The 23946-nt window shown below is 62.7% G+C and carries 19 protein-coding genes and 1 pseudogene; 7 read left to right on the top strand and 13 right to left on the bottom strand.

The window, feature by feature from the left end:
- The 5 genes from traN to P3W85_RS08890 all read left to right on the top strand — a co-directional run.
- Positions 1–1993: type-F conjugative transfer system mating-pair stabilization protein TraN (traN, locus tag P3W85_RS08910; RefSeq protein ID WP_276264505.1), on the top strand; the 1993-nt coding region annotated here is incomplete at its 5' end.
- Positions 1990–2370, top strand: a complete 381-nt coding sequence (locus P3W85_RS08905; protein WP_276264504.1) for a hypothetical protein — start codon at positions 1990–1992, stop codon at positions 2368–2370. The genes traN and P3W85_RS08905, both read left to right, overlap by 4 nt.
- Positions 2371–2380: 10 nt before the next feature.
- A complete protein-coding gene (gene traF / locus P3W85_RS08900) occupies positions 2381–3232 on the top strand; it encodes a conjugal transfer protein TraF (RefSeq protein ID WP_276264503.1) in 852 nt (283 codons plus the stop codon).
- Positions 3233–3302: 70 nt separating this feature from the next.
- Positions 3303–4706: a conjugal transfer protein TraH gene (locus tag P3W85_RS08895; RefSeq protein WP_276264502.1), complete on the top strand. Its 1404-nt coding sequence runs from the start codon at positions 3303–3305 to the stop codon at positions 4704–4706.
- Between the two features lie 21 nt (positions 4707–4727).
- On the top strand, positions 4728–7505 hold the full coding sequence (locus tag P3W85_RS08890; protein WP_276264501.1) for a conjugal transfer protein TraG N-terminal domain-containing protein: 2778 nt from the start codon (positions 4728–4730) through the stop codon (positions 7503–7505).
- On the opposite strand, the gene P3W85_RS08885 is transcribed toward P3W85_RS08890, so the two are convergent.
- The 13 genes and pseudogenes from P3W85_RS08885 to guaB all read right to left on the bottom strand — a co-directional run bounded on the left by P3W85_RS08885 (position 7506) and on the right by guaB (position 22532).
- Positions 7506–7826, bottom strand: a complete 321-nt coding sequence (locus P3W85_RS08885; RefSeq protein WP_276264500.1) for a hypothetical protein — start codon at positions 7824–7826, stop codon at positions 7506–7508.
- 285 nt (positions 7827–8111) lie between these two features.
- Positions 8112–9362 (bottom strand): hypothetical protein, encoded by a 1251-nt coding sequence (locus P3W85_RS08880; RefSeq protein ID WP_276264499.1) that lies wholly within the window; start codon positions 9360–9362, stop codon positions 8112–8114.
- Complete coding sequence (locus tag P3W85_RS08875) at positions 9359–11608, bottom strand: argonaute/piwi family protein (RefSeq protein ID WP_276264498.1); 2250 nt, start codon at positions 11606–11608, stop codon at positions 9359–9361. The genes P3W85_RS08880 and P3W85_RS08875 overlap by 4 nt, the downstream gene beginning before the upstream one ends.
- A gap of 170 nt (positions 11609–11778) precedes the next feature.
- Complete coding sequence (locus P3W85_RS08870) at positions 11779–12555, bottom strand: nucleotidyl transferase AbiEii/AbiGii toxin family protein (RefSeq protein ID WP_276264497.1); 777 nt, start codon at positions 12553–12555, stop codon at positions 11779–11781.
- Complete coding sequence (locus P3W85_RS08865) at positions 12549–13544, bottom strand: hypothetical protein (RefSeq protein ID WP_276264496.1); 996 nt, start codon at positions 13542–13544, stop codon at positions 12549–12551. Before P3W85_RS08865 ends, P3W85_RS08870 begins: the two co-directional genes overlap by 7 nt.
- 119 nt (positions 13545–13663) lie before the next feature.
- On the bottom strand, positions 13664–14089 hold the full coding sequence (locus P3W85_RS08860; protein WP_276264495.1) for a hypothetical protein: 426 nt from the start codon (positions 14087–14089) through the stop codon (positions 13664–13666).
- Positions 14086–15366, bottom strand: a complete 1281-nt coding sequence (locus P3W85_RS08855; RefSeq protein WP_276264494.1) for a tyrosine-type recombinase/integrase — start codon at positions 15364–15366, stop codon at positions 14086–14088. Before P3W85_RS08855 ends, P3W85_RS08860 begins: the two co-directional genes overlap by 4 nt.
- A gap of 220 nt (positions 15367–15586) precedes the next feature.
- A pseudogene (locus P3W85_RS08850) lies at positions 15587–15829 on the bottom strand (glutamine-hydrolyzing GMP synthase); the annotation flags it as partial.
- Positions 15830–15841: 12 nt separating this feature from the next.
- The gene (locus P3W85_RS08845; RefSeq protein WP_276264493.1) at positions 15842–16120 is read right to left on the bottom strand and encodes a hypothetical protein; all 279 of its coding nucleotides are present in this window, start codon (positions 16118–16120) and stop codon (positions 15842–15844) included.
- Positions 16121–16282: 162 nt separating this feature from the next.
- Positions 16283–18487, bottom strand: a complete 2205-nt coding sequence (locus P3W85_RS08840; protein WP_276264492.1) for an OsmC domain/YcaO domain-containing protein — start codon at positions 18485–18487, stop codon at positions 16283–16285.
- 258 nt (positions 18488–18745) lie between these two features.
- Positions 18746–20365, bottom strand: coding sequence for a glutamine-hydrolyzing GMP synthase (guaA, locus tag P3W85_RS08835; protein WP_276264491.1), 1620 nt, complete (start codon positions 20363–20365; stop codon positions 18746–18748).
- The gene (locus tag P3W85_RS08830; protein WP_276264490.1) at positions 20340–20951 is read right to left on the bottom strand and encodes a hypothetical protein; all 612 of its coding nucleotides are present in this window, start codon (positions 20949–20951) and stop codon (positions 20340–20342) included. The genes guaA and P3W85_RS08830 overlap by 26 nt, the downstream gene beginning before the upstream one ends.
- A gap of 117 nt (positions 20952–21068) precedes the next feature.
- On the bottom strand, positions 21069–22532 hold the full coding sequence (gene guaB, locus P3W85_RS08825) for an IMP dehydrogenase (protein WP_017227701.1): 1464 nt from the start codon (positions 22530–22532) through the stop codon (positions 21069–21071).
- Positions 22533–22652: 120 nt separating this feature from the next.
- On the opposite strand from guaB, the gene P3W85_RS08820 reads away from it, so the two are divergent.
- Complete coding sequence (locus P3W85_RS08820) at positions 22653–23612, top strand: DMT family transporter (protein ID WP_276264489.1); 960 nt, start codon at positions 22653–22655, stop codon at positions 23610–23612.
- Between the two features lie 138 nt (positions 23613–23750).
- On the top strand, positions 23751–23946 hold a 196-nt coding region (locus P3W85_RS08815; RefSeq protein WP_276264488.1), incomplete at its 3' end, for a DUF4124 domain-containing protein.

Genomic DNA, 23946 nt, shown 5'->3' with positions numbered 1-23946 from the left:
CCCCGCGGTTGTCGCCGCCCGCGACATCGCGCGCAACCCGGCCAACACGCTCGGCGGGCTCGCCGCCTACTACAGCGGCTGCACCACGACCGATGTGATGACGCCCGCAGGCGCGGCCGACAAGCTATGCAAGCGCTACAGCGGCATGGGTCGCTACACCACCGGGCGCGACCTGACGGTCCAGGTCGAGCTGGTCCCGAGTTGCACGGCCGGCGAATGGTTTGCCCACGGCCAGGCCAATCGGAACGGCTCCGACTACATGGTCACCGAAGCGCAGTGCCGCATCCGTGCCGACGGCCTCCAGCGCTTGCGCTTCTACGCTGCGGGGGGACGCGGCGCCTGCATCGGCTGGCAGACGCTCGACCTGCCGATCGCTCCGTCCACTGCGGCGACCTTCGTGACCGACCTGTCGCCTCACTGGTCCGGCTACTGCTGGAGTCCCTTCAAGGTGGTCATGATGCCGGGCTCCGGCTGCACGGCGGGCAACTGCAACTACAGCTTCCAGTTCGGCACGCCCATCTACACCTGTCCGGCAGGGACCGCGCGCGGCGACACCATCAACAGCTACTGGGGCGGTGGCGACTACATCACGCCCGGCCCTGCCGATCAGTGCTTCACGCTGGAAGCGCCGGTCAACGACCTCGGGTGCCCCAACGGCTCGACCATCGTGTTGGATGACAGCGGCATGCGTTGCGCCGTGCCCGCGGGGCCCGGCACGCTGACCGGCGCGGCGGGTTGGACAGTCCCCTTGTCCTTCACGCAGCCGACGATGCTGCAGAAGGAAACCGATGTATGGGTCGATCGCAGCGCGACGCCGCCTGCCGGCGGACGCTGCACCCTCGCCAGCGCCGAGCGCTGCGTCGACGGGCCGTCGACCCAGCTCATCGACGGCCGGGCCATCGCGCGCGCCTGCTGGTCCTACGAGAGCACCCTGAACTGCACCGCGGGCGCGCCGGTCGACGAATGCGCGCCCCTGGCCGCCAGCGGCTGCACGGCGCTCAATAGCGCGTGCAAGCAGACCGATCCCGCCACGGGTCTGTGCGAGGTCTACCAGGACACCTACCGCTGCCCGGCCCCGGCGCAGACCACCACCTCGGTCGCGAACTGCCCGGCCAACGTCTTCTGCCTCGGATCGAGCTGCTTCAACACCAGCTACACGAACGACACCGACTTCGCCCGCTCGATGACTTACATGGAAGCGGCGCGCGAAGCCGGCGTCTATCTCGACCCGAACACCATGCAGGTGTTCAAGGGCGAAGGCAACCGCTGCCGGGATCGCCTGCTCAAGAACTGCTGCTATACGGACTCGGCCGGCGCGGGCATGACCAACCAGAGCCTGTTCGGCGTGGGCTCGCGGCTGGTCTACGACGTGCTCATGAACTCGGAGAACCGCCAGTTCCTGTACCAGGGCATGCAGGCCCTGCTCATGAGCGGCGGCTTCAGCGGCACCTTCACCACCTACGGCGTGACGGTCGCGGTCAACGGGGCCGCCCTGCCCGCCGGCTCCGCCGTGCTCTATGCCGGCGACAGCATGGTGATCGCCTTCGATCCCTGGTCGCTCGCCATCGCCGTGGTGATCTACATCGTCATGTCGATGATGTCGTGCAACGAGGAAGAGGGAAAGCTCGCGATGAAGGAAGGCGCGGGCCTGTGCCACAGCGTCGGCACCTGGTGCTCCTCGTGCATCCGCATCCTCGGCAAGTGCGTCTCCTGCATCGAACACACCACCGGCAAATGCTGCTTCAACAGCAAGCTGGCCCGCATCGTCAATGAACAGGGGCGGCTGCAGGTCGGCAAAGGCTGGGGATCGGGCCAGAACCCGGACTGCTCCGGTTTCACCGTGGCCCAGCTGCAGAGCCTGGATTTCGCAGCCATGGACCTCTCCGAGTTCTACGCCTCGATCGTGCCGACCCTGCCCAACGTCGGCGCCATCCAGGGCAACAACGCGAACCGGCTGACCCACTGCTATTACGGACAGGGGAAGTGCCAATGACATCGCCATCGATCCTCGGCGTCCTCCTGGTGATCGCCGAGACCGCCACCCCGGCCATCGCCGATTCATCCCGGACCCCGGTGCCGGACCCGCGGCCCCTGATGCTGGCGGCCATCGACGCGAGCGATGGACAGTCGCACGGCGTGCTCACCGGCGAGCTGGCCGACGCGATCACGAAGCGCTTTGCCGCCACCTCACCCATCTACATCGACGTCTCGACCGAGCGCCGTTATCGGCAAGCCGGCTGCAGGCGCTTGAAGGTGCTGTTCTGGCAGGACGGCGTGCAGTTGCCTGGGGCTGCGGCACCGCGCAAGCATACCATCGAGTTCGGCATCAACTACTGCCGCGACGGCCTACCTCCCCGGTCCCTGGAGTGAGAGGCACACCATGCGACGACTTCCATCCCGCATCGGCCTTCTCGGCACTTTGGTGACTGGCCTGCTCTGCGCGGCCGGGCTCGTGCGAGCACAGGACGGTGAGACCGCCTATTGGCGCGACGCCTGGCGCGGCTGGCATTTCTACGAGGAGCCGCCCCGCGAGGTGGCGCCTGCGGCGGTGCCTGCCAGGCCAGCGACGCCGCCCCCCTCATCCGCCGCGCCGCGGGCGCCCGAACTCGTCGAATTCGAGCGCCTGCAGAAGACCCTGGAGGAAGTCCGGAACATCGCCATCATGCGCCCGAGCGAAGCCAACGTGCGCCGCTACATGGAGTTGGAGTCGCAGGTGGTGGCGCGGGCGTCCCGCTTCGCCGACGTGGCCCAGAGGGTGGCCTGGGCCACCCCCGAGCTCGATCCGACGCTGCAAGGCCGGCCGGTCAACGCCAAGGCCCTGGAAGTCTTCGAGCAGGCGCAACTGGCAGACCGCTCCCGCTCGATGGCGCAACTGGGTCGCGACCACGTGCTGTTCTTCTTCTATCGCTCGGACTGCCCGTACTGCCATGCCTTCGCGCCGACCCTGGAGGCTTTCCAGGCGCGCCACGGCATTCAGGTGGTGGCCGTGAGCATCGACGGCGGTCCGATGCCCGGCTTCCCCAACGCACGGCGCGACAACGGCATCGCCAACACGCTGCAGGTGAGCCAGGTGCCAGCCGTCTTCCTGGCCCAGCCCTTCACCGGAAAAATCACCCCCATCGGTTTCGGCGTGCTCTCCGAGTCTCAACTCCTGGAACGGATCACCCTCGTGGCGAGCCCCGAATCCAGCGCGATGGTACCGAGCGCCACCAAGCAACTCGACCTCCGGTAGGGGAAAGAACATGGCCCAGCTTGCATCGCACCATCCATTCCGTCCTCTCGCCCGCAAAGCCGTTGCCGCCATGACAGCTTCAGCGCTCGCGCTGTCTTCCTGGCCTTCGCATGCAGGAGACCTGAACACCGAGGTCAACAACATGTTCAACAACCTGGGGGCGATCGGCAACTACACTGCGCCGGGCGCATTCCGCGGGCAGGCCTTCAATACCTACAGCGGGGGCAGCTTGATGATGCGCTCGCCCAACAAGGTCTACCAGCTCGCCGCGGTCCAGTTCCCGAGTGCCAAGGCCGGCTGTGGCGGCATTGACGTCTTCGGGGGCAGTTTCAGCCATATCTCAGCCACCGAGTTCAAGAACATGCTCAAGAACATTACCGCGGCACTGCCCGGCATCGCCTTCCAGCTGGCGCTCGAGGCCGTCTCGCCGCTATTGGGAGGCCTCACCAAGTGGGCCAAAGGCCTGGAGACGTGGATCAACAACGCGCGCATCAACTCCTGCGAAACCGCCAAGGCGATCGTCAGTACCGCCGCCGAATCGGCGGGATACAGCTCCCAGGAAGCGTGCGCGGATCTCGCGATCACCACCGGCCTGGAAAGCGACCGCGATGCCGCGCGCCGCCGCTGCGCCACGGACCGGCCAGGCATCCTCGCTTCGGCACGCTCGTCGGGTGACGCCAACGTCCGCAACAAGGCGCCCTTCGTCGGCAACCTGACCTGGAAGGCGCTGCAGTACACGGGCGCCTATCTCGACGACGCCGAACGCGAGCTGATCATGAGCATCGTCGGCACGGTGATCTTCTATCCCGAAGAGTCCAACCGCGACCCGGAACCGGTGGCCCCCACCATCACCTCGATCAGCCAGTTGCTCTATGGCCAGGGCGCGGCCAGCGGCACGAATGTCGTGCAGCACCTGCTGAAGTGCAACGACTACACGAATTGCGATGCCGTGACGCTGAACACCGGCTACACGCACACGCCCTTCACGGCGAAGGTCGAAACCCTGATGCGCTCGATCGCCGAGAAGATCGCCACGCGCACCCCCATCCCCAACAACTCCGCCGAGGTGGGCTTCGTCAACCAGACCACGGAGCCGGTCTACAAGATGCTCTCGATCGGCACGACGATCCCCGGCTCGGGCCTCTCCGACACCTTGATCGGCCAGTACCGCGACGTGATCGCAGCAGACTACGCCTATGTATTCCTGGAGCGCAACCTGCGCCTGGGGCTCGCCGCCCTCGACAAGAACTACACGCTGCAGCAGTCCCAGCGCGAGCAGGCCAGGCAGATCCAGCAACGCGCGCGGGACATGTTGAGCCTGCTAGCCCAGGAGAAGGTCGTGCTGTACCAGAAGGTCGGCTCCTTCCGCGCAGTGGCCAGCCACCTGGAGCAGCTGGAACGCCAATTGCGCTCCAGCATGCCCCAGCACGTGATGGACATGCTCGGCCAGCAGGCCGCCTATTTGTCACGCTGACGTGTCCTCGGGAAGCCGGCCATGTGGGAAATCTACGCCTACCAGAACGCCGACAGCCTGTTCGGCGTTTTCAACGCGGCCGCGGCGATCCACGCGTCGAACGACTACCTGTCGGCGATCGCCGCGGTCGCCTTCTGCGGCTTTGTTGCGGCGCTGATCGCCTACGCCTTCGCCCCGGAGAAGCTGCAGGGCTGGAAGTGGCTGGGCTCGGTCGTCCTGGTGTTCTCCGTCCTGATCGTGCCCAAGGTGACCGTGGGCATCGTCGACAAGACAGGTGGCTCCGCGGTCAAAATCGTGGACAACGTGCCGTTCGGCGTCGCGGTGCTGGGCAGCCTCACCAGCACCATTGGCCACACCCTCACGGGATTGTTCGAGACCGCCTTCCAGGTGATCCCAGGGCCAGGGGCCATGCCCAGCGAACTGGCCTATGAGCACAACGGCCTGATGTTCGGAAATCGCCTGATCCGCGAGGCAGGCAACGTGACCTTCCAGGATCCCGCCTTCCGCACGGACCTGGTGAACTTCATCCACAACTGCACGACCTACGATCTGGTGGACGGCACCCTCGACCCGGCCTCCTTTGCTGCCTCGGCCGACGTGTGGCCGCTGATGGGCACGCCCAACCCGGCACGGTTCAGCACGGTTTCGGGTGCGGGCGGCTCGGTGAGCGTGGACACCTGCCCCAACGTGTACCAGAACCTGAACCTGCGCCTGCCGGCCCAGATCACGCGCATCCAGGGACGGCTGGCCTTCCAGCTCAACCCCACCCTGCCCGGCGCCGCGGCCGCAGCCGCCATCGCCGGACAGATTCAGCAGGCCTATCTCAAGAACAGCATTGCCGATGCCGCGTCGACGGCCGCCGACATCATCCGGCAGAACGCTATGCTCAATGCGCTCGAGGACACCGGCAAGATCGTCGGCCAGAAGGTCAACGACCCCGCGTCCATGGTGCTGGCCGTGGGCCGCGCCCAGGCCGTCGCCCAACAGAACGCGGCGTGGATCAATGCCGGCAAGGTGGCCGAGCAGGCGCTGCCCGTGCTGCGCAACGTGGTCGAGGCGGTGACCTACGCGATGTTCCCGCTCATGGTCCTGCTGCTTCTGCTCACCAGTGGCCGCGAGACGATGATGACCTTCAAGGGCTACGCGGCCATCCTGATCTGGATCCAGCTGTGGCCACCGCTCTATGCCATCCTCAACTACATGGCCTCGATCTACGCGGCCTACGACCTCTCGGCCGCAGCCGACCTGGGCACGGGCGCCAAGGCGCTGGCGCTGCAGACCTCCTCGACCATCTACTCGCGCGCCGTCTCGGGTGAAGCCGTGGTGGGCTACCTGGCGATCAGCATCCCCTTCATCGCCTGGGCCACATTGAAGCGCATGGAGAACTTCGGCACCGCCCTGGTGGGGGGGCTTTCCGGCCTACAAGCGATGATCTCGGGCGGGACGTCTGCCTCGACGGTCGGCAACGTCTCCATGGGCAACGTCGGAATGGACCAGCTGCAGTTGGCGCCGAACCGCACCTCGGCCTTCATGGGCAGTTGGCAGAACGACCTCACGGGCAACACCTTTTCGTCCAATGCGCTGACAGGCACGACCGCAGTTTCCCTGCTGCGCAACCAGGGCTTCGCGTCGCGCGTGGTCTCCATGCGCGTCTCCGAGCAGGACGTTACTCAGGCCAGCCGGCAAGCAGACGCGGCCCGGGGTGAGGCCATCGCCGCCAACACCGAGCGCTCGGCAGCGCTTGCCGACACCTTTGGACGCGGCATGGCGAAACTGCGGTCAGCCCGGAGCAGCCGCGGCACGACGTCAAGCAGTTTCGAGCAGATGGGCGAGACGCTGAACCGGCTCGACCAGATCTCCAAGAACGTGGCCGACAGCACCGGGTTGTCGCAGAACCAGGTTGCACAGATCGCTTTCGGCGCTGCCGGCCACCTTGGCATCAATGCCAGGTTTGCGGGCGGAGAGCTTCAGGCGCGGGCGGGCAAGAACTACACCGCGGGACTCTCGGCGGCTGAGCAAAAGGTACTGGGCAGGCTGAGCCAGGAGCAAATCGCCGAGTTCAAGCAGTTCGGCGATCGCGTGTCGCGCGACGCCAGCGTGATCTCCAGCATCGCCAGCGACGCGCGCGATGCCCAGGAGATGTCCGCTCGCCTGTCCAGCGCGGCTTCACGATCCGAACGGGCCGATGCGAGCTTTGCGCAACGAACGGCTTTTGCTGAACGCCTGTCTTCGGCCAAAGACAAGGGAGAATCGATCTCCATCGACATCGCGCAGGACCCCCACAACCTGGCCATGTTCCTGCGCTACGCCGAACAGTACGGAGGCGACAGCGCGGCGGCCCTATCGATGCTGGACGCCGAACTCGCGCGACAAGGGCCCAAGCCCAATCGCGTGTTCTCCGATGGAACGGCGATGCCGGATTCGTTCGAGGAGGTTCGCGATCTGCACCGGCGCCAATCCGAAGATCCCGCCCTGTCGCCGGATCTGGCTGCCACCGACAGATCGAACCGCGCGAAGGCGGCTCAAGCCCATCGGCAAGCCACATCTCAACGCAACACTGCCGCTCCATCGCCAATCCGCGAAGAGGTGCGGGAAAGAGGCTCAGGCATCCAGCAGCAGACCGAGGTGGCGAATGCCCGCTTCGACGCCAAGGCGGAGGTTATCAAGACGGAGGATGGAACCTTGGCGACCAAGCAATCGTTGCTGATGAAAGCCGGCAAGCAAGTGCGACAAGACGCTGGCACAACGGTCGACGCTACGAAGGAAGCAGTCAGGGACCTCCTCCGCAAAGATCGGTAATCAGTCGACCATCCCGCCGGTTCCGCCGAACTCCTTGCTGTCGGGGGACGGAGGCTTCATGAACTGAGGATGCCCCTCGTCGCGCCAGTAGTTGTCCATGAGGTCTTCATCCGTCATTCCCAGTCCGCGCAAGGTGTCGGCTCGCGGGCTGCTCGAACGCCGCCGCTGCCCCAAGCCTAAGACTGGGCCACCCACCGCCGCACCCGCGATAACGCCGAAGAACATGAAGACCGCGCGAACGCCCCAGTCCTCCTTGATCGAGAACAACAACCCCGCTCCCGCACCGACGATGACGAAGACAAGGAAGACCAGTTTGCGCATGACAACCCCCCATCCCCATCAGAGTAGTACGAACACGCTCTAATGCAAGGGCTTGGGGGCGCTTTCGTGTGGGGCTTTCGATCCCCTGATTCTCTATCGATATTGCGTACTTATAGTCGGCCTGGCTCGTGTACAGGTCGTTGATACCCGGAGGCTTGGGCAGCCGCCGGAAAATCTCAAGGGGCTGTGTGGGTGTCGCCTTCTTCTTCTGCGTTCTCAGTTGCGCGAAATCGACCATGACTCCTCCTCATTTCGATTGGCGGGTAGTGTCGCCCCCGAAAACCGCTATCTCTTTGTCGCGGACATCGCCTGCTCCCAACTCTGGCGATCGCCGGACGAAGGCAAGTGCGAAGGGCGGCTAACGACAATAACATCGACGATACCCTTGACCGAGCGAAGCGCCTGTCGGGTGGTTTCGTGCTCTTGTACGCTGCACGAGTCGTCGTAGATGAATACCAGGACCTCGTTGTACCGTTCGGGCGATCGCAGATAGGGAACGATGTCTTCGAGCACTTCCTTTTCGATCGTCTTGAAATCAGCCGCCGCGCGGGCAAACTTGACTTCAATCAACAGGCCAAGGCTGGGGATGCCAAGATCGGCCCGGTAGGTGGAGTGGCCGAATTTGGGCAGCGTGTCCTCATCCTCCAGATCAGGGAAGGTGCTACGAAGAATGACCCATAGGATGTCCTGCACCTCGCGCTCGCTGCGAATCAGCCAGCGAACAGGCACCCTCAGATCGGCGGCGTCCCAGCGCCAGCGGCGCAGACAGCTCTCGAATTGATCGAGCAGGCGGGCCGCCGTCGACGAGGATTGAAGCAGCGTTCCCGCTTCCTCGCTAATGGCCACCCGCAAGGTGCGCCAAAGCAACGCCGCCTGGTGCGCCGAACGACTTCCCGTCACCTCGGCGAGCGCGCGTTCCAACACGGTTGCCCGCAGTGCCTGCCGCTGTTCCGGCCCGCTGGTCTCGCGCCCCGCACCTTGATCCCACCACCAGTCCAGTGCCGCGCAGTAGTTCAGCGGCGCGAGCGGGTCAAATTGTGGACGGCCCACATCAATCTCACACAGCGACGCCGCATAGGCGAGCAAGGGATCAAGGCGTGTTGACGCGCCTTGAGCGAGACCCCTCACCACTTGACCGCACCAGGCAAGGTACTGCGGCTTGGTGGAGCGCAATTCGCGTGCCGCCAAAACCAGGCCGATCAGGACCGCCGGGTCATGCAACGCTGCACCGTGGCCAGCCATGCTGGGGTCACGCGCCGTGGCACGTTGAATCCCCTCTTCCAAAGAGGCGGCATACCGAGGCTGCGGACTAAATGCAAGCGTATAGCCAAGCGCAGCGACACTCGGCAGGCTCGACGGATCGTAGCTCCGCTGAAGCCATACGTCGTCGCAATCCACGCCCCAGCGGATTTGAACTCGCTGATCGCTGCCGACGACATGCCGCGCGAGCAGCCCCTCAACGTTGCCCCCGATGTTGACTGCGGCGATGTCCGAGCGCAAGCGCTCGAGTACGTTGGCGATCAAGTGATCCTTCATAGGAACCACCGGCTTTCTTTCAACTTCGTGATCAGGATGTCCGGATTGAAGTTGGGGATCTGTCGCAGGTTGCCCAGCAGATCTACCACCATGTTCGGGTAGGCGATGGAAACAGGTTGGGTGGTCGGCATGAAAGTCTTCCACGACATGAAGGTCAAGTCGAAGACCTGCTTGGCGATGTAGTCGAGGCTGTTGAATGTCGAGTTCGGATGGACGCTGACCAGCATGGGGCTGGGACACCCCTGCAGATCGGTCTTGAGTTGCTGCGGACCGGTCAGCGTGACGAGCGCTGCGCGCGGTCCCAGCGGCACGATCTGGCCACGCTCGGGCACGGCGATGCCCTTGCGCGACTGCCGATAGGTCACACCTGGCGCGGATTGGTCGAACAGCTTCCAGTCGTGGTCGCCACTGACCTGCACAAAGGCGTATTCGACGTCGAAATCGGTCAGTTCAGCGACCAGGCTTGCGACCGCCTGCGCCTCGGTCTCCTTGTAGCGCTTGAAAGACTGGTGGAAGATGATGCGCAGCTTGTCACCATGACGCCATCCGAAGCGGCGCTTCAGTTCGTCCAATGTCGCGCGCAGAGAGTTGAGGAGCGACGTTTGATAGTCGTCGGACGACGCCTCGGTGGTCGCGTTGCCGAGGAGGTAGTTGCCATCGCCGCTGAAGACGGTCGTGATGCCCACCAGACGCTCGCGGTCGGACAAGCGATCGAAGCCGATTCGCGCGCTGCCAATGCCCACGACAATCTCGTGAACGAGGCGCTGTTGTACCGACAAAGTCCACGGAATGCCGCCCAACTTCGCATACAGTGCCAATGCGAGGTTGTTCAGGCTGTAGGCAACGTTATTTTGAAGGATCGTGGCCAGGCGGACCGCCTGCACGGGCACCCCTTGCGACATGAGGACGGCCTTGGCTGTGTAGTAAGGGCTCTGCACACCGAGAAGAAGGCGGTCCTCGTCGGTAATCACGACCAGTGCCGCATCAACCGTTCGCTGCGCAGCCGCGAGCGCAGCCTGCCGATAGGCCGCCGCCTTACCGCCACGCGTGTCGACGGCAATAAACTCGAAGTCCATACTCTGCAGTCGGTACTTGCGGACCATGCCTTGCTGCATCGGCGTGTTGCCGCCATTGGACGGCACCCCGTCACGCAACTGCGCAGCGAACCGCTCGACGTGCCCCTTCTGTTCGGCCGGGAAGATCACGGCGATGCGAGACTGTTTGCGCTCGAAGCCGTCGGCGTCGAAGGGCCCATTCGCGTCGATCTTTGGATCGACAGGCCAGGGAACGGTAATCGAGCCCCCGGGCCTAAGGCTGCATTGCGGGGTACCGAGCTTGCGGGATTGGCCCACGCCGATGCCTTGCCCGACCTCGGTCAGATGTCCGTCCAACGATATCGAAAGGCCCGCGCAGCACGGCAACTCGCCCTGAAGATCCTTGAAAGTGCCAACCATCTGATTGAGCCGCTCCAGCTGCCTTTCGGCCGCCGACACGTCATGCAGTCGGGGCATCATCTGGCGCTGAAAAGCGTCGTACGCCGTTCCGAGAATGGCGCGACCAACACGGTCGAAGTTGGCCCGGCTTGGCTCGACGTGCGCCCGATCAAGGGCCAGGCGTTCCTGTCGCGCGTCCGCCAGCAGGGCTTCATTTCCTTCGATGCTCTCGATGCGGCCCGCAAGCCGGCGATTGAACATTGGCAGGATGTACGGGTCATCCACGTCGTTTTCGCCAACCACATACAGACCCACCGGATTGAAGCCGCGCGCGATCAGTTCAGCGAGTGTTGGTTTGATCAGCAACCGCGCGCCAAAATTGACGAGCACGCCGTTGACGAACCCACCCTCCTGCGGCGCGAGCGGACGTACGTCAAATGAGTATTCAGGAAAAATCGCAAACGTGTCCGCGCCCTTGCCCGCTAACAGGTTCTCCGCGTCTCTAACGATCTTGACGGGTTTCACGCCGGAGATGCGGCGGTTGTGATTGAAGAAGGAACGCAACAACGCCTGGCGCGCCAAGGCATTGGCGACGGAATGATCTTCCTTCGTGTCGAACGTGATCGCCTCGCCCTCGGTGTTGGCGCCGGACGTATACGGAAAAAGCACGATGTCGTCGCCCACGCGGAGCACGAAGTGCGTCATGGCGAGCCGCTTGCGCAGCCCTTTGATCTGGTCGCTGCCCTGGTAGGGAAGACGAAAGCCCGCGAAACTCGATGCCGAAAAGGTGATCGGTAGATGGTTGAGCAGCATGTCGTTCTATTCCTCCCATTGGGGTTGAGACGTCACCTATCCTGGAATCTACGTGATCACCCCGAGATCACCGTCGATCCGGCGTCCGCCACGAGCACCCTCGATCCGCTATCGTCTTGGGTGCTCGTCCTGCATTTATCGGGAAACTTGCATTCCTCATTCTCTGCACGTCAGTTACTCGGCATATCCAGTTCATACGCTTGAGCGATACGCGCGACTAGGTCAGCCACGGCGACATTCCCCAGTTGCAGTGTTTTGGGATCGATCGAAGTGTCTGAGGCCACGGCGGCGAGAAAGCGTGTCATGTCGGTGGCAATCTTCTCTTTAAGCGAGATGCGAGTAGCCGGTGCCAAGAGTTGAGACAGGCGCAGCACATCGTTGAGATGCTTGCGCACATCTTTCGCATCCACCTTGCCGCCCTGCTCTTTCCGTTCGCTCAGTTCCAGCCACGCGATCGCTTTCAGTGGGATCAACCGATCCTCTCCGACCCATGGCAGACCGGCGACTTCACGGCGGCCGGACATGATGAATGCGTAGTAGGCCTCGTCCAGCAAGATGGCCGATAGGCTTGAGACAGCTTCGTCCAGGGGTATCGGCGTGAGTTGGCTATCTTCAGCTGGCTGCAATCCGTCGGGCGCTCGAGCGAACAACTCGATCATGACGGGGTAGCGGTCGTCGGCAGGTTTCTGGAATCGATAGAAGATCGGTTTGCCTGTGTCGCTGGCCTGCCGGATCTCGTACCCGCCGGCTTCGACGAACTGCCAGAAGGCTTCGCCGAATGCCGGCGTCAACGCCTCGACGTGCAAGACGATATCGAGGTCCTTGGTGGCGCGGAACGCCAGTCCGGCCTCTTCCATGGTCAAGCTGGCGGCCGTACCGCCAATCAGGACGTACTGGTCGGCGTAGGCCGAGAACCAACTTTGAAAGACATCCAATCCTCTCACCATGGAAACCGCTCCTTCAGTTCATCCAGCGCGATCTGGACACGGTCGTCGCCGCTATCCTGCAGGCTGAGCAGCAGCGACAGCGGGTCGACCGTGACGGCGTCGGGCGCAAGAGCCGGGCTATAGCTCCACAGCTGCCATTCCTGGGCTCCGGCGATGGGTTCCGGCAGCTCTCGAACGCCGGCGTCCATCGCGGCTTTCCATTCAGCGCCACTTACTGCATACACCGGCCACTTGGGTTCGGCCAACATCGAATACCGAGCCAGCGCACTGAGGCCGGCCAGCCGACTTGGTGGAGCGTCCAAGTAGCCTTCCGCGAGCACGCAAACGGTCCGCTTGACCGGTGTTCGCAGCACCGGCTTCGCCCGCTCCCAGATCTGCTGCGGCGAAGGGTCCATCCGCAGCCAGCGTGTGCGACCGACGGCATGCACTGTCGCGAGCCCAGCGGCCGTGAGTTCCTTGACCGCACGAGACAGGGTCATTGGCGTGTAACCCAACGCGCTGCCGGCTGTCGAGGGCAGCCATTCGACCTCCCAAGGTTGACGCAGCAAAGCGGCAATCAACATGGCCTGCGCGGAGGGGCTCAATGCCGCCTCGGCCGCCGGTGCACGTTGACGGAAGTATTCGCGCAGATCGAGGCCCAGATCGGGCAGGTAGAGTTGGTTTCCCGGTACGATGAACGGCACCTTGTGCTCGATCAGGCGCCGGCGTTCGTAGGAGGCCAGAGCCTCTGTGACATAGATAACTGGCTGCTCTGCTATCGCCCTCACCTTGTCAATCCATGTGCGAACGTCGCTGAGAGACGGCCGTTGTTCGGAACGCGCCGTCGCCAGCACGATGTGCTGCCCCAGCAGCTCAAACTCGCTGAACTCGAAGGCGTCCCGCAAGAAGTACGGCAATTCGTTTGCGCGCGCCCACGACGCCAGTTCTGGCTTGGGTACGCCGAGGATCTCGTGGAGATACTGACGGACAGCGGCAGAAAGAGGCTGCACAGATGACTCGCTCAGATAACAACAAATTGCACGATAACACAAACAAAGTTATCGTGCGAACTTCTGTTATCCAAGCAGTACAAGCTCGTCGGGAGTCGCTAGCAGTGGTCAATGGCGCGTCAGTTTGCGCAACAGGACGGCCACTCCCAAGGGCGTTCCGATGCCTGCCACAGCCCAGCCGATTTACTATGGAGTTCCGGAGTCGGCATCTCCGTTCGCCGCGCCAAGCCCTGTTTGCGCAACAGGACGCCGGCCACGGGAATCTCCAAGTCGGCCAGCCAGCACGTCACCGAGCGGTGGGCGTGAGCGAGGCTCAGCGCATCGCGCTGTACCGTGCCACACATAACAAAGTTGACCTCGATCCTGACTTCGATGCGGTGGCGCCGCAGCAGCAGCTTGGTCTCCCCCGCATCGGCCACTGACAGGTGCGTCTGGAATCCTCGCTTGTTCAGCCGCTCGGCCGCCTGCCGTATGGTGTCGTTGACGCGCGCCAACCTTACGACCTCCTTGCGCACCAGATTTCGCCGATGAACCAGCAGGGTCACGCGATGGCAATCCCTTGCCGGAAGGGAACCACATTCGCGCCACTCTTTATCCAACCATCCAACATATCTCCCCACGTCTGGAGCATCGTTCTTCGCTGTTCGGCATATTCTGCCTTGTTGTAGACCGCGCGCACGCCTCGTTGCTCGTGAGCAAGACACTTTTCAATCCAATCACTGTTAAAACCAGCCTCATGGAGCAATGTGCTTGCCGTTCGGCGAAGGTCGTGTACCGTGAAGGGCTCGAAGTCTTCGCCGCGCTCATGGATCAGCTGTACCGTGGCATCGATCACGCGGTTTAAGGTCGCCGCACTGATCGGCAAGTCCGTCTCATACCGTCCAGGATGCAGATACGAACTTGCGCTAAAGCAGGTTTTGAACGCCACGAGGATATCCAGTGCTTGTTGGCTAAGGTAGACGTTGTGAGGCCGTCCGGCCTTCATACGCTCCTTTGGGATTGTCCATATCGCCGTCTCGAAATTCACTTCGTCCCAGGTCGCGTGAATGAACTCCGACTTGCGCACCAGCGTAAGCAGCATGAACTTGACCGCCAAACGCAACGTAGCCGCAGTGGCGGTCTGTTCCAGCGCCTGGAAGAATACGTGGATTTCGGCGGGAGAGAGCGCTCTGTCGCGCGCCTTGAACGTAGCAATTGCACTGGGACGGATCGACTCAGCAGGATTGTCGATCTTCAAGCCTCGCGCCTGGATGAACCGGAAGACCTGCAGCACAATCTCTCGTGCATGGACCGCAGGAGCGGCCGCCCCTCGTTCCTTGATTTTTTCACACCGGGCCATCAGTCGAACCGGCGTAATCTCCTCCAGCTTGAGCCGCCCAAATTCGTCCGCGAGGTTGCGGTCATAGACCGACTTGCGCATGGCTCTTGTGGACTCGGCCAAATCCACCTCCGCAAAGTACTTTTCGGCCCACTTACCGAAAGTCAATGCCTCAGTGGCTTCAATGCGCTTCTCAACCTTCGTCCGTGAAGGACTCTCCCCTTGCTCGACGGATCTTCTGGCACGGGCCAGGAGCAAGCGCGCCTCCGCCAACGAGATGGACATGTCGTAGTTCAGCTCGTCCAAATCGCGCGGCTTCCTAGCTCCAAGACTCGGATCGTACTGGCCAATCGTCAGCGTTTCACGTCGGCCGTTCAAGCGGTAGTCGAACCGAAAGCTGATCACTCCAGTCCGCGTAACGGCCACGTACAAACCTTGCTGGTCCGCAACTTTGTAGATTTTTCCTGTGGGCTTCAGCGCCCGCAGCTTCATATCGTTGAGCATCCTTACCTCCGAACTGATACCGTCAAGCGATACCGTCAACGCCGTTGACGGTATCAAATGAGGTCGTTCGGAAGTCGGCTCTCCGTACCGTCAGCAATACCGACAAATTTGTCGAGCACTGCTGAGTCGCCACGGGACGACATGCGACACTAAACTACTGATGCTAAAGGGAAAATATCAAAAAACGGGACGACTCGAAGCGACCTGAACTAATGATAATTCACTCCCACTCGATCGTAGCCGGCGGTTTCCCCGACACGTCATACACCACGCGGTTCAACCCCCGAACCTCATTAATGATCCGGTTCGAGCTGCGCCCCAGCAGCGCATACGGCAGATGCGCCCAGTGCGCCGTCATGAAGCCCGTAGTCTGCGCTGCGCGCAGCGCCACCACGTAGTCATAGGTGCGTCCGTCGCCCATCACGCCAACCGACTTGACCGGCAGAAACACTGCAAATGCCTGCAGGGCGACCCCTCACCGCTTCCCGCACTCCCACCGCGCCGCCACCGCTAACGCATCGCCTTCCACCTCCGGCAGCAAAGCCAGCGCTGCCTGCGCGGTCTCGTCGTTGCTCATCTTCGCCTCCTCATCATCGGGTTCCGGCAAGGCGTCGGCAAGCACGCGCTCCAGTCCGGTCCTCATCGCCTCGGGCAGATACACCGCCAAGGCCTCGAGGAAGCGCCGGCCGTACTGGAAGGCCGGATTGAGCCATTCGTGACTGCCTACGGCGCCGGAACCGAAGTGACGGGTCATCTGGGCGAGGCGACCACATCATAGCCGCACACGAAGATGCTGATGTAGCCGATGGATTGCCGCGTCATGATGCACGCCGGCGCAGATGGTCGCTCGGGTATCGAACATGCGTTTGTGCTGGGGGATGAACGGCATCATCGCATCCAGCCATGACTCATAACCCTAACTGGCTGCAGCCGCCACATTGGCCCGCGCCTTATGCAGTTTTTTGTAACTGTCGATCAGGCGGTGGTGCCTATCGAAACCCTCCAGTTTCGTACTCGTTGGCGTCAACCCGAAGAAGCGCACGCTGCCGTCCACTGACCCCATTACCGCGTCCATCCGAGCGTTGCCAAACATCCGACGGAAGTTGACCGCGTAGTCGTCTAGTTCCAGGTCGTCATCGAGCAGCACCTCCAGCACCACATTCAAGGCCTGGTAGAACAATCCGCGCTCGACCGTGTTGTCGTTGTACTGCAGGAAGGCTCCCACCAGCTCTTGCGCCGCCTCAAATTGCTGCAAGGCGAGATGAATCAGCAGCCTCAACTCAAGAACTGTTAGCTTCCCCCAGTCCGTATTCTCGTCAAATTCGATGCCGATCAAAGTGGCAATATCGGAGTACTCATCCAGCTCACTGTTATCCAACCGCTCAAGCAGAGCTGCCAGGCCGGCATCGTCCAGGCGATGCAAGTTCAAGATATCGGCGCGGAACAACAGCGCCTTGTTTGTGTTATCCCAGATCAAATCCTCTACCGGGTAAACTTCCGAATAACCGGGCACTAAGATCCGGCAGGCTACGGCGCCCAGCTGGTCATACACCGCCATGTATACCTCTTTGCCCATGTCTTCGAGAATGCCGAACAACGTTGCGGCTTCCTCGGCATTGGAGTTTTCACCCTGGCCAGAAAAATCCCACTCAACAAACTCGAAATTCGCCTTGGCGCTGAAAAAGCGCCACGACACCACACCGCTGGAATCAATGAAGTGCTCAACAAAGTTATTTGATTCAGTCACGGCGTTACTGACAAAGGTGGGCTGAGGCAAATCGTTCAGGCCTTCAAAACTGCGCCCCTGCAGCAATTCCGTCAGACTCCGTTCCAACGCTACCTCGAAGCTTGGATGCGCGCCGAACGAGGCAAAGACACCGCCTGTCCGCGGGTTCATCAAGGTGACGCACATCACCGGATAGGTCCCACCCAGCGACGCGTCCTTTACCAGCACCGGAAAGCCCTGCTCTTCCAACCCCTGAATCCCGGCCAGAATGCCAGGGTATTTCGCCAGCACTTCGTGCGGCACATCAGGCAATGCGATTTCACCTTCCAGAATTTCGCGCTTTACCGCCCGTTCGAAAATTTCGGACAGGCATTGCACCTGCGCTTCAGCCAGCGTATTGCCGGCGCTCATGCCATTGCTGACGAATAGGTTTTCGATCAGGTTGGACGGAAAATACACCACCTCGCCGTCCGACTGCCGCACATACGGCAGCGAACAGATACCGCGCTGTACATTGCCGGAGTTGGTGTCGTACAGATGCGAGCCATACAACTCGCCATCGGGATTATAAATTTCCAGGCAGTACGCATCCAGAATTTCAGCCGGCAGCGCATCCTCAGGGCCAGGCTTGAACCAGCGCTCGTTCGGGTAATGAACAAACGACGCATTGGCGATGTCTTCGCCCCAAAACGTACCGCCATAAAAATGGTTGCAATTCAGGCGCTCGATAAACTCTCCTAACGCCGACGCCAACGCGCTTTCTTTGGTCGCTCCCTTGCCATTGGTAAAACACATCGGCGAGTGCGCATCGCGGATATGCAGCGACCACACATTGGGAACGATATTGCGCCACGAAGCGATTTCAATCTTCATGCCCAGGTCCGCCAAAACGCCAGACATATTGGCGATGGTCTGCTCCAACGGCAGATCCTTGCCCACAATATAGGTGCTGGCGTCAGAAGCCGGCTTCAACGTCAGCAACGACTGAGCATCGGCATCCAGGTTCTCTACCTCTTCAATTACAAACTCGGGTCCTGCTTGCACCACTTTTTTCACCGTACAACGCTCGATAGAGCGCAAAATACCTTGGCGATCCTTTTCCGAGATATCCGGCGGCAGCTCAACCTGAATCTTGAAGATCTGCTGGTAACGGTTTTCAGGATCGACAATATTATTCTGCGACAGGCGGATATTCTCGGTGGGAATATTGCGGGTTACGCAGTACAACTTCACAAAGTAAGCGGCACACAAGGCCGATGAGGCCAGAAAATAATCGAAAGGACCAGGCGCCGAGCCATCGCCCTTGTAACGGATAGGCTGGTCGGCCACTACCGTGAAGTCATCGAATTTGGCTTCAAGGCGTAGCTTATCGAGAAAGTTGACTTTAATTTCCACGGGAGAATTCCAAAAAAGGGGCTAAAAATGATGTGGCCGCTACTATCCGCCGCCGCGCCGGTGCCGTGCCATGCATCGTTGCTTTCCAAGAACGCTGCCGCATGCGGATAATTTGAAACGAGAACGTCACGGCGCAGGACGTAGCCGGAACCGGCGGGCTTCCATGTGCCATGGCGATCGACAATCCAAAATATAAAGCCCCGTAAAACAGGGCTTTATAGTCAATCAACTAGCGAATAGTGTTTCCCAACGGGAATTTCACTCCCACTCGATCGTCGCCGGCGGCTTGCCCGACACGTCATACACCACGCGATTCAAACCACGCACCTCATTGATGATGCGGTTCGAGCACCGCCCCAGCAGCGCGTACGGCAAATGCGCCCAATGCGCCGTCATGAAGTCCGTGGTCTGCACCGCGCGCAGCGCGACCACGTAGTCATAGGTGCGGCCGTCGCCCATCACGCCAACCGACTTGACCGGCAGGAACACGGCAAAGGCCTGGCTGGTCAGGTCATACCAGCTCTTGCCGACTTGCGAGGCTTCGCACATGCCCGCCGCCGCATCCTGCTCGGTCGCAATCGTGCCGCGCAGCTCTTCGATGAAGATCGCGTCGGCGCGGCGCAGCAGCTCGGCGTAGTCGCGCTTGACTTCGCCCAGGATGCGCACGCCCAGGCCCGGGCCCGGGAACGGGTGGCGGTAGACCATCTCGGGCGGCAGGCCGAGCGCCACGCCGAGTTCGCGGACTTCGTCCTTGAACAGGTCGCGCAGCGGCTCGAGCAGCTTGAGGCCCAGGGTTTCCGGGAGGCCGCCCACGTTGTGGTGGCTCTTGATGGTGGTGGCCTTCTTGGTCTTGGTGCCGCCGGACTCGACCACGTCGGGGTAGATCGTGCCTTGGGCCAGCCACTTCGCGTTGGTCAGCTTCCTGGCTTCGGCCTGGAACACCTCGACGAATTCGCGGCCGATGATCTTGCGCTTCTGCTCGGGATCGGTCACGCCGGCCAGGTGGCCGAGGAACTGTTCCGAAGCGTCGATCGCAATCACCTTGGCGTGCAGGCGGCCGGCGAACATGTCCATCACCATCTTGCCTTCGTTCAGGCGCAGCAGGCCGTGGTCGACGAACACGCAGGTGAGCTGGTCGCCGATGGCGCGATGGATCAGGGCCGCGGCCACCGACGAATCGACGCCGCCGGACAGGCCGAGAATCACTTCTTCGTCGCCCACCTGCTCGCGGATCTTGGCGACGGCTTCGGCGATATGGTCGTGCATGACCCAGTCAGCCCTGGCGCCGGCGATCTTCAGCACGAAGCGCTCGAGCATGTCGCGGCCCTTGGCCGTGTGCGTGACTTCCGGGTGGAACTGCACGGCATAGTAGCCGCGCGTCTCGTCGGCCATGCCGGCGATCGGGCAGCTCGGCGTGGAGGCCATCAGCTTGAAGCCGGGGGGCAGCTCGGCAACCTTGTCGCCGTGGCTCATCCACACCTTGAGCATGCCGTGGCCTTCCGGCGTGGAGAAGTCCTCCAGGTCCTTGAGCAGCGCGGTATGGCCATGCGCGCGCATCTCGGCGTAGCCGAACTCGCGATGGTCGCTCCACTCCACCTTGCCGCCCAGCTGCACCGCCATGGTCTGCATGCCGTAGCAGATGCCCAGCACCGGCACGCCGAGGTCCCACACGGCCTGCGGCGCGCGCAGCTGGTGGTCTTCGTAGGTGCTGGCGTGGCTGCCGGACAGGATGATGCCCTTGGGCGCGAACTCGCGCACGAAGTCGTCCGATACGTCGTTCGGATGAATCTCGCAATAGACGTGCGCTTCGCGGACGCGGCGGGCGATCAGCTGCGTAACCTGCGAGCCGAAATCAAGGATGAGGATTTTGTCGTGCATGATGGGCGGATGGCGTGTCGTCCAGTGCGGGCTCGGTCATCACTTCGGTGCCCGGACCATAGCCGGGCGGCGGCGTGATGCCCGGCTCGCGCCGGTATTCGGGTGATGGCGGCCGGCGTGCCGCAGGGGCTGCGCCGGCATCCTTGTTTTGCGTGTCTTTCTGTAATGCCTGCTGTTCGCGCTGCGCACGTTCACGCACGCGTACGCGCTTCGCGGCCGGAATCTGCACTGCCGCGAAAAAAGCCAGGACCGCGGCCAGCACCGGCAGCCAGATCTTGCCCGCGCCTTGCACCGGCAGGTCGAGCATCAGCATCCAGGCCACGATCAGCACCGCGCTGACGAGGTTGACCTGTCCGACCGTGCGCGCCACCGCTACCGTGAGCTGGCCGTTGACCGTAGCCTGCCACAACAGCAGGGCCAGGCCGATCAGCGCCACGCCGAGCAACTGCCCATACAGGGCAGGTTGCGGCTGCGGCAACTGCAACGCGCTGTAGAAGGTCGTGAAGGGCGACAGCAGCAAGACGATGCCCAGCAGCAGATCGAGCACAGCGTCGAGGAACAGCACTGCACGCAGCAATACTTTCATGAGAACTCCTCCGGCCTGGCGCGTGGCCTGGCTTGGGGGCCGCGCCGGTTGGCGCAGCCGGCGCGCGGCTGGCTGGACGGTGAGGTCCGGCACAGCCGCCAGTTCATAAAGACCTGCTTAGTCGATGTAGTAGTTCGGCGCTTCCTTGGTGATCTGCACGTCGTGCACATGCGACTCGCGCATGCCCGCGGCGGTGATCTGCACGAACTCGGCCGTTTCATGCCAGTCGGCGATGGAGGCGCTGCCGCAGTAACCCATGGAAGCACGCACGCCACCGCACATCTGGTGAATGATGGCCGTGACGGAGCCCTTGTAGGCTACGCGGCCTTCAATCCCTTCGGGAACCAGCTTGTCGACGTTGGCGGTGTTGTCTTCCTGGAAGTAGCGGTCTGCCGCGCCGTCCTTCATCGCGCCGACCGAACCCATGCCGCGGTAGCTCTTGAACGAACGGCCCTGGTACAGGAACACTTCACCGGGCGCCTCTTCGGTACCGGAGAACATGCCGCCCATCATCACCACGTGGGCACCGGCTGCCAGCGCCTTGGCGATGTCGCCCGAGTAGCGGATGCCACCGTCGGCCACCAGCGGCACGCCGGTGCCCTTGAGGGCTTCGGCCACGTTGGAGACCGCGGTGATCTGCGGCACGCCCACGCCCGCCACGATGCGGGTGGTGCAGATCGAGCCCGGGCCGATGCCGACCTTGACGCCGTCGGCGCCATGATCGACCAGCGCGCGCGCGGCGGCGCCGGTGGCGATATTGCCGCCGATCACCTGCACCTGCGGGAAGTTCTGCTTGACCCAGCGAACGCGGTCCAGCACGCCCTGGCTATGGCCGTGGGCGGTATCGACCACGATGACGTCGACGCCGGCCTTGACCAGCAGTTCGACGCGTTCGTCGTTGTCCGGACCGACGCCGACAGCCGCGCCGACGCGCAGCTGGCCGCGGTCATCCTTGCTGGCCAGCGGATGTTCCACTGCCTTCTGGATGTCCTTGACGGTGATCAGGCCGCGCAGCTCGAAAGCCTGGTTGACCACCAGCACGCGCTCGAGGCGGTGGCGGTTCATCAGGCGCTTGGCGTCTTCCAGCGAGGCGTCTTCGCCCACCGTGACCAGCTTCTCGCGCGGGGTCATCTTGGCGCGCGCGGGCGCGTCCAGTTCTTCCTCGAAACGCAGGTCGCGGTTGGTGATGATGCCAACCACGGTCTTGCCTTCCAGCACGGGGAAACCGGAGATGCCGTATTGATGTGATAATGCAATCACATCGCGGATCTTCATATCCGGGGGAATGGTGATCGGATCACGCAGCACACCGGATTCGTAGCGCTTCACGCGCGCCACTTCCCGGGCCTGGTCGGCCGGTTTCAGGTTCTTGTGGACGATGCCGATGCCGCCGGCCTGGGCCATGGCAATCGCCAGGCGGGCTTCCGTCACGGTATCCATGGCGGCGGATACCAGCGGAATGTTCAGTTCGATCGAACGGGTCAGGCGGGTACGGAGCGAAACATCCCGGGGCAGCACCGACGAATAGGCCGGCACGAGGAGCACGTCATCGAATGTGAGTGCTTTCTGGACAAGACGCATAGCAATTCCTCTAGGCGCAAAACCGAATTATACAGGAATGGCACGTTTCTTGACGCGCCTGCGAGTGCCCTTGTTCAAGTCTGCTATGCTCATCGTCTTTTTTCCGGCATGGGCTATACGATGGGTCTCGGCGTTCTGTGCGGCCTGCTGGCCGGCGCCTTCTGGGGCATGGTGTTCATCGCCCCCAAACTACTGCCCGTTTTCTCCCCCTGGGAACTGGCGATCGGCCGCTATCTTGCCTACGGGCTGGTCGCCTTCGTTGCCGCGCTGCCGCTGATGCGGCGCATTGCGCGCAAGCTCACGCGTGCCGATTGCGTTGCCCTGCTGCGCCAGGCCTTCACCGGCAACCTGCTGTATTACGTGCTGCTGGCCTTCGGCGTGCAGCTGGCCGGCGTGGGCCCCACCTCCCTCATCATCGGCATCTTGCCCATTTCCGTCACCATCATGGGCCGGCGCGACCATGGCGCGGTGCCGCTTTCGCGCCTGATCTGGCCCCTGCTGGTGGTGGCCGCGGGCATCGCCTGCATCAATATCGACCTGTTCGGCGGTGGCGGGCACGCCCATGGCCCCGGCGCGGGCGACGCACTGCACTCCGTGTGGCAGCGCCTGGCCGGCGTGCTATGCGCGGCCGGCGCCCTGGTGTGCTGGACCTTCTATGCCGTCGACAATGCGCGCTACCTGCAACGCAATCCGCAATACAGCGGCAACGAGTGGTCGGCGCTCTATGGCATCTCCACCGGCGCGGTGTCGGTGGTGCTGGCGCTGCTGGGCTGGCTGCTGGCCGGCGACAGGCTGGCCGCCGCGGGCGGCGGCCGCGACTGGCAGTGGTTCTGGCTGGTCAATGCCGCGGTAGCGCTGGGCGCGTCGCTGATCGGCAACAACCTGTGGAACATCTCGAGCCGCCGCCTGCCGCTGACGCTATCGGGCCAGATGATCGTGTTCGAGACCCTGTTCGCGCTGGCCTATGGCTTTGTCTTCGACCATCGGTGGCCACGCCCCCTGGAGATCGCAGCCATTGTGTTGCTGATGATCGGCGTGGCCTGGTCGGTGCGCTTGCATGCCACCGACAAGTCTGCCTAAACTAGCTGCCATTCCCGGCAGCCAGGGGCGTGCGAGTCACTCGCGGAACGGGGGGCTTTCCCGCCCTCTCCGCGCCTTGGCGCCTCGCCTTGCATGACTGCCGCATTGCCACTGCAGGCTGCCACCCAACGCCAAGCCATGAAACGATCGACCGCGCTCATCCCGCTCGCCGCCCTTGCCTGCCTGTGCCAGGCAGCCGTCGCCCAGGCGCAATGGCAATGGCGCGACGGCAACGGGCACATGGTCTACAGCGACGTGCCGCCACCGCCCTCGGTACCGGCCGCCAGCGTGATCAGTGCCCCCGGGCGCTTCGCCGGAAGCCTGCGCCCGGTGG

The organism is Cupriavidus basilensis, from assembly GCF_029335485.1.
In the GTDB taxonomy this organism is placed as follows: Bacteria; Pseudomonadota; Gammaproteobacteria; order Burkholderiales; family Burkholderiaceae; genus Cupriavidus; species Cupriavidus basilensis_E.
Note: the sequence above shows the minus strand (reverse complement) of the source record. Positions and strands in the feature narration are given on the sequence as shown.